Raw genomic sequence first — 6,648 nt, forward strand, 5'->3', positions numbered from 1 at the left:
GCCGAGGAGATCTACCAGAAGTTCAAGGAGGGCGAGACGCTCGACACCGAGGACCTGATGAAGCTCCAGAAGACCGGCCTGCTGTAGCTCGGTCGACCCGACGTTTCTGCGGTTTTCTCACGGTGCGCCGAGCTTCGCCGTAGCGCGCAGTCGCGTCCCGATACGCCGGTCGCGCCCCGCGAGCGGTCGCGCCGGCTCCGGTTCGAGAGACCCGGTTCGAGAGACCCGGTCCGAGAGCGGTCAGTCGTTGCGGGCCGGGTCCTCCCCGGAGACGAAGCGGTCGTACGCGGACGTGAACTCCACGTCCGCTTCGGTCGCGTCCTCCCACGCGGTGAGCCCGCGTTCCGCGGCCGTCCCCGCGATCGAGTTGTCGAGCAGGAAGGCGATGAGCCCCCCGACGGCCATGCCCGTCGACCCGATGACGTAGACGGTGTTCGCGACGACGTCGGCGCCGAGGAGGGGCCCGAGCAGGAAGCTCTCGGCCAGTCCCTGCTGTAAGGCGTTCGCGCTCCCGACGCTCCGCAGGTACTCCGGGACGGCCAGCCCGGCGAAGAGCGCGATCCCGATGATGAAGATGTTGCGCGAGGAGTCGAGGTCGACGTATTTGAGGTTCGAGAGGCCGACGCCGACGATCTGTGCGAACATGGCGACGTAGAGGCCGCCGACGATCGGGCTCGGGATGGTGGCGACGAGCTGGCCGAAGTAGCCGACGAACCCGACGAGGATCATGAGCGCCGCCCCGATCTGGACGACGTAGCGCGAGGCCACGCCGGTGAGGCCGATGGCGCCGATGTTCTCGGAGTACGAGGTCGACCCGCTGGTGCCCATCACCCCGGAGAAGACGTTCATGAGCCCCTCCATGCCGATGCCGTGAGTCATCCGTTCGCTGCCGGGAGCGCCCATGCCGGAGAGGCGGGCGACGGCGTGGTAGTCGCCGATGGACTCGACGATCGAGGCGGCGACGCCGGCGAGCATGCCGATGACGAACGCGGGCGTCACGCTCGGAACGCCCCACTGGAGCGGGTAGATGAGATGGACCGGGTCGGCCGCGGCGACGCTCGCCAGGTCGACGTAGCCGGGCGTGCCCGACCCGAAGACGCCGGAGACCGACAGGCCCGCCGCGACCGCCCACGCGACGACGATACCGAGGAGGACCGGGAACAGCTGGAAGATCTGCGACTTCCCGCCGAGGTACTGCGAGAACAGGACGATGGCGGCGAGCGTCAGCCCGAGGAGCCACCAGTTCTGATCGGTGGTGGTGATCTCGGGCGCGTTGAACAGCGACAGCCCGATGAGGACGATGACCGGCACGATAACGACCGGGGAGAGGTGTTTTCGCAGCCGGCCGACGAGTCCGAGGTAGCCAATCGCGACCTCGGCGAGCGCGGCGACGATGATCGCGCCCTGAAGCTGGAGCAGCGCCGCCCGCCAGGCGACGATACCCGCCGGCGGATTCGCCGTCACGACGCCGATGACCGCGAGCGCGGGGGCAAGCATCGAGAACGGCGCGCCCTGCACGATCGGGTAGCGGTTGCCGAACGTCGTCTGTGCGAGCGTCGCGATGCCGGACACCACGAAGAACGTGCCGACGAAGCGCGGAACGACCGCGTCGGGCATCCCCATCGCGCCGGCGAGAATGAGGGGCACGGCGATGTTCGCGCCCACCATCGTGAGGTAGTGTTGCGCGCCCAGCAGGAGCGACTTCCCGAGCGGTGGTCTGTCGTCGACACCGTACCGAACGAACGCCTCCTCGTCTTCGTTCCCTGCCATCCCTGTCGCGTCCATCAGCACAGGGCTACAAAAATTCGGCCTTTGCGGAGCCATTGACGGCGGACGTCGGTCTCGTCGTTCCGGACGGGGAGCCGGTCCGAGGAGACGGCGACTGACCGTATATATAAACGGCCGCGCCCCCAACCGGCGGTATGGAAAGCGACGCGCGTTCGGACGGACGGGCCCTCCTCGCGGCCGCCGTGGTCGGCGCGACGGCGACGGTGGCGGGCGGGCGGATCGTGGCCCGACTCACCCGCGGGCGATTCGGCGACGCCGACGAGTACAACGCGGCGAAGGTGACGGTCTCCGGGCCGATCACCCGCAAGAGCGGGCGGCCCTCACCGCTGTCGGGGCCGGGCGGGACGACCGCCGACGAGGTCGTCGAGCAGATCGAGGCGGCCGACGACGACGAGGACGTCGAGGCGCTCGTCGTCGAGCTCAACACCCCCGGCGGCGAGGTGCTCCCGAGCGACGACATCCGGCGCGCGGCCGCCGACTTCGACGGGCCCACGGTCGCGTACGCCACCGACACCTGCGCGTCCGGCGGCTACTGGATCGCCAGCGGCTGCGACGAGCTGTGGGCGCGCGACGCGAGCCTCGTCGGCTCGATCGGCGTCGTCGGCTCCCGGCCGAACGCCGCCGGGCTCGCCGACAAGCTCGGCGTCTCCTACGAGCAGTTCACCGCCGGCGAGTACAAGGACGCCGGCGTCCCCCTCCGAGAGATCGAGGAGGACGAGCGCGAGTACCTCCAGGGGATCATCGACGGCTACTACGAGCAGTTCGTCGAGACCGTGAGCGAGGGGCGGGACATGGAGCCGGAGGCGATCCGGGAGACCGAGGCGCGGGTCTACCTCGGCAGCGATGCGGCGGAGATCGGGCTCGTCGACGAGCTCGGCACCGAGGACGACGTGGAAGACCGGCTCGCCGACCTGATCGGCGCGGAGCCGGAGGTCCGCGAGTTCGCTCCCGAGCGGGGGCTCGCCGAGCGGCTCGGCATCGGCGCGGAGCGCGTCGCGTTCGCGGCCGGCAGCGGGGTCGCGAGCGCCTTCACGAGCGAGGGCGGCGAGGTCGACGTCGAGCTGCGGTAGAGTCGGGTCTCGCGGATCGACCGGGACTCGGCCCCGGCGAACCCCCCGTCGACGGGGAGCTTTTTATCCGGGCGCGTCCAGAGTCGAGGCATGACGACGCTGGTCATCTGCATCGACCGCTCCGGGGCGATCGGTCGGGCCACCAACGTCCCGATGCCGGTCGCCGGCTGGGAGGCGGTCCGTTCGCTCGTCACCGACGCCGGGCTGAGCGACCCGGAGGACGCCAGCGTCAACTGCCTGCTCGAATCGCTGCGGGTCGCCCGCGACCTCCGCGACGAGCGCGAGGAGGCCGTCGTCGCGGTCGTGTCGGCCGAGAGCGACACCGCCGTCGGCGCCGACCGCTCGATCGCCGCCCAGCTCGACGACCTCGTGGACCGGTACGACCCCCGGGCCGCGGTCGTCGTCGTCGACTCCGCGGAGGACGAGCGGGTGCTCCCGATCGTGGAGTCGCGGATCCCGGTCGACTCCGTCGCCCGCGTCGTCGTCCGCCAGGCCCGGGATATCGAGTCGACGTACTACCTGCTGAAGCAGTTCCTCGCCGACGAGCAGCTGCGCTCGACGATCCTGGTCCCGTTCGGCGTCGCCCTCCTGTTACTGCCGGCGCTGTTCTACTGGTTCTCCGCCGCCGAGGCGGTGGCGGGCGTCGCGGGGCTGCTCGGCGCGGCGCTCCTCTACAAGGGGCTCGCGATCGACCGGTTCGTCGCGGGGATGCCGGAGCGGGTTCGGGAGGCGCTGTACGCCGGGCAGGTGTCGATCGTGACCTACGTCGTCGCCGGCGGGCTCGCGCTGGTCGGCGGGTTCTTCGGCGTGCTGGCGGCCTCGGAGCTCGGCAGCGCGCCCCGTCTCGTGGAGGCGATGGAGTTCACCTACACCGCCATCCCGTGGTTCGCGGTCGCGGGCGTGACCGCGGCCGTGGGTCGGTTGCTCGACGAACTGATCCGCGACGAGGGGATCCGGACCCCCTACCTCAACCTCCCGTTCGTCATCGGCGCCGTCTCGCTCGTCGTCCGCGGATTCGCGGGCTACTTCCTCGCGCAGGAGGCGGTTATCGACCCGTTCGACCCGATCGGCGTCGGCGTGACCCCCGTTCAGCGGCTCGCGGGGTTCATCGTCGCCGGGATCGTCGTCTCGCTCGTCGGCGTCAAGCTCGCCAGCGACATCGGCACGGAGACTCTAGAGGACGTTATCGACGCGGACCGGGAGACCGACGGGAACTGAGCGACGCGGGCGCGACCGCGCCCAATTCCCGCGGTCTCCTCACGTCGACCGTGCCTCTTCCCGCGGTCTCCTCACGTCGACCGCGCCACTTTTCTCGGTCGCGGCCGCGTGAGCGGGCATGGACGTGTACGGACTGATCGGGAACCCGGTCGAACACTCGCTGTCGCCGCCGCTCCACGAGGCCGGCTACGAGGCGCTCGGGATCGACGCGCGCTACGTCACCTTCGAACCGGACGCCGACGCGGCGGCCGCGGCGGTCGCGGGCGCCGCCGACCTCGGCGTGGCCGGACTCAACGTCACGGTGCCGTTCAAGCGCGACGCTCTCGATGCGGTCGACGCCGCGCCCCTCGCTGAGCGCATCGGCGCGGTCAACACGGTCGACTTCGGTCCGATGCGCGACGGCGACGCCGACCGCCCCCGCGGCCACAATACCGACGCGGCCGGCGTGAAGCGGGCCTTCGCGCGCCACGGCGTGGAACTCGACGGGCAGTCGGCGCTCGTCGTCGGCGCCGGCGGCGCGGGGCGGGCCGCGGCGTTCGCGCTGGCCGACGCGGGCGCGAGCGTCCACGTGGCGAACCGCACCGCGGAACGCGCCGTCTCGCTGGCCGAGGCGGTTCCCGGGGCGACCGGCGGCGGCCTCGGCGACCTCGGCGAGCGCGTCGCGGGCGCGGACGTGCTGGTCAATGCGACGAGCGTCGGGATGGAGGCCCCCGAGGAGACCCCCGTCCCCGCGGAACACCTCCACGGCGACCTCGCGGTGCTCGACGCGGTGTACGCGCCGATCGAGACGCGGCTCCTGCGGGAGGCCGCAGAGGCGGGCGCGACGACGGTCGACGGGGCGTGGATGCTGCTGTTCCAGGGCGTCGAGGCGTTCGAGATCTGGACCGGCCGCGAGGCGCCCGTCGACGCGATGAACGCGGCGCTGCGGGCGGAGTTGGAGTAGTCTGTCGGCGTCAGGAGGGAGGTCGAGATTTTTAAGCGAGTCCGGGCGTCGCCAGCAGCCCGGCGGTGACGACGAGCGCCACGGAGAGCCCGGCGGCGCCGTAGAGGAACGGCTTCGCGTCGCGGGCGGGTTCGCGGAGCTTGCCCGCGTCGAGCCCGTCGGCCAGCTTCCCGCTCCCGACCTCGACGAGCCCCGTGATCAGGAACCAGAGCGCGATCATCGTCAGCACGAGGTGGCCGCGGCCGGTCCCGGCGAGCGACTCGAACGTGTACAGCGTCCCGGCCATGTGGCCGCCGGAGGCGAGGAACGCGAGGGCGGCGATCCGCGTGACCCACCGGAGGCGGCCGACGATCGACCCGAGGGCGTCGCCGCCGACATCGCCGCGCAGCGCCGGCGGGAGCACCGCGAGGGCGACGAACAGGACGCTGCCGGTCCAGAGGACCGCGAAGCCGACGTGGACCGACCACAGGATCGGATTGACAAGATTCATATCCGTCGGAGGAACCGACGCCACTTATAAACCGGCGAGACGGGCGCTCGGCCGCGGCTCCGGACGCGAGAGCGGTCGACGGCGAGGGCTTTTAAATATCCCACGGGCGTATGCCCCGTCGATGGCCCTACTGCAGAAGATCAAGGAGAAACTCGGGTTCGGGACCGGTCGCGCTGAGCGCGACGAGGCGGAGGCGGAAGTGACCGTCGAGAGCGACCCGGCGGCCGAGGCGGACGCCGAGAGCGACCCCGGAGACGCGGAACCCGCCGCCGCCGGGACCGAGGCGGCGGCCTCCACGGAGTCGCTGGTCGACGAGGAGCCGAGCGCGGGAGACGGCGAGAGCGAAGGCGGCGACGCGGACGAGGGCGACGTGGACGACGCGGACGACGCCGGAGCCGACGACACCGCCGCCGAGCAGGCCGAGGCCGCCGACGCCGGGGCGGACGACGTCGCCGGCGTCGGCGGCGACGTCGGTACCGACGTCGAGGAGATCAAGGGGATCGGTCCGGCCTACGCCGAGCGGCTCGCCGAGATCGGGATCGACAGCGTCGAGGACCTCGCGGCCGCCGACCCGGAGGCGGTCGCCGAGGGCACGAGCGTCGGCGAGAGCCGCGCCGCGACGTGGATCGAGGGCGCGAACGAGTTCTGAGCCCGACGACCCCGGCCGTCTCCGAGACACCCGACCGCAACTGTTTCCTCGACCCCGCCGAACCGGGTCACATGCAGCGATCGGTACGCACCGACCGGGACCGCTTCCGCGAGGTCGCCGCCGCGGCGCCCGCGGGGGCCCGCGTCCCGGTCGAGCGCCGGGTCGCCGTCGGCGATCCCTTCGCGGCCTACCGCCGGGCCCGCGACGGCCCCGGCGGCTTCTGCTACGAGACCACCGGCGGGCAAGCCGGGTGGGGGTACTTCGGCGTCGACCCGGTCGAGCGGCTGACCGCCTCGGGCGAGGCCATGGTCGCCGAGACCGCCGAGGGATCTTCGGGGGATTACCGCCGCCCGAGCCCGACGCTCGCGGCGCTCCAGGGGCTCCTCGACGGAGAAGCCCTCGCGCGGGGCGACTGCGATGTCCCGTACCCCTGCGGCGCGTTCGGCTGGCTCTCCTACGACGTCGCCCGCGAGCTGGAGTCGTTCCCGGC

The 6,648-nt window shown here is 71.9% G+C and carries 6 protein-coding genes and 1 pseudogene; 5 read left to right on the top strand and 2 right to left on the bottom strand.

Annotation, left to right across the window (positions count from 1 at the left end; genetic code table 11):
• Positions 1-240: 240 nt before the first annotated feature.
• Entirely contained in the window at positions 241-1,770 is a 1,530-nt protein-coding gene (locus SD626R_RS00490; RefSeq protein ID WP_092562000.1) for a uracil-xanthine permease family protein, read from the bottom strand.
• A gap of 152 nt (positions 1,771-1,922) precedes the next feature.
• Between SD626R_RS00490 and sppA the strand changes: the two genes are divergently transcribed.
• The 3 genes from sppA (at position 1,923) to SD626R_RS00505 (ending at position 5,019) form a co-directional block, all read left to right on the top strand.
• On the top strand, positions 1,923-2,858 hold the full coding sequence (gene sppA / locus SD626R_RS00495; RefSeq protein ID WP_092562003.1) for a signal peptide peptidase SppA: 936 nt from the start codon (positions 1,923-1,925) through the stop codon (positions 2,856-2,858).
• Positions 2,859-2,948: 90 nt separating this feature from the next.
• Positions 2,949-4,076 carry a DUF373 family protein gene (locus SD626R_RS00500; RefSeq protein WP_092562006.1) on the top strand — a complete coding sequence of 376 codons (1,128 nt, stop codon included), beginning with the start codon at positions 2,949-2,951 and terminating at the stop codon, positions 4,074-4,076.
• Positions 4,077-4,194: 118 nt separating this feature from the next.
• Complete coding sequence (locus tag SD626R_RS00505) at positions 4,195-5,019, top strand: shikimate dehydrogenase (RefSeq protein WP_092562009.1); 825 nt, start codon at positions 4,195-4,197, stop codon at positions 5,017-5,019.
• Between the two features lie 31 nt (positions 5,020-5,050).
• Here the strand turns inward: SD626R_RS00505 and SD626R_RS00510 are convergent, their stop codons facing one another.
• Entirely contained in the window at positions 5,051-5,509 is a 459-nt protein-coding gene (locus SD626R_RS00510; RefSeq protein WP_092562012.1) for a transporter, read from the bottom strand.
• Positions 5,510-5,630: 121 nt separating this feature from the next.
• Between SD626R_RS00510 and SD626R_RS00515 the strand changes: the two genes are divergently transcribed.
• Both SD626R_RS00515 and SD626R_RS00520 read left to right on the top strand, forming a co-directional pair.
• Positions 5,631-6,158 (top strand): helix-hairpin-helix domain-containing protein, encoded by a 528-nt coding sequence (locus SD626R_RS00515; protein WP_092562015.1) that lies wholly within the window; start codon positions 5,631-5,633, stop codon positions 6,156-6,158.
• 71 nt (positions 6,159-6,229) lie between these two features.
• Positions 6,230-6,648 (top strand): annotated as a pseudogene (locus tag SD626R_RS00520) (anthranilate synthase component I); the annotation flags it as partial.

The organism is Halorubrum sp. SD626R (assembly GCF_001261915.1).
In the GTDB taxonomy this organism is placed as follows: domain Archaea; phylum Halobacteriota; class Halobacteria; order Halobacteriales; family Haloferacaceae; genus Halorubrum.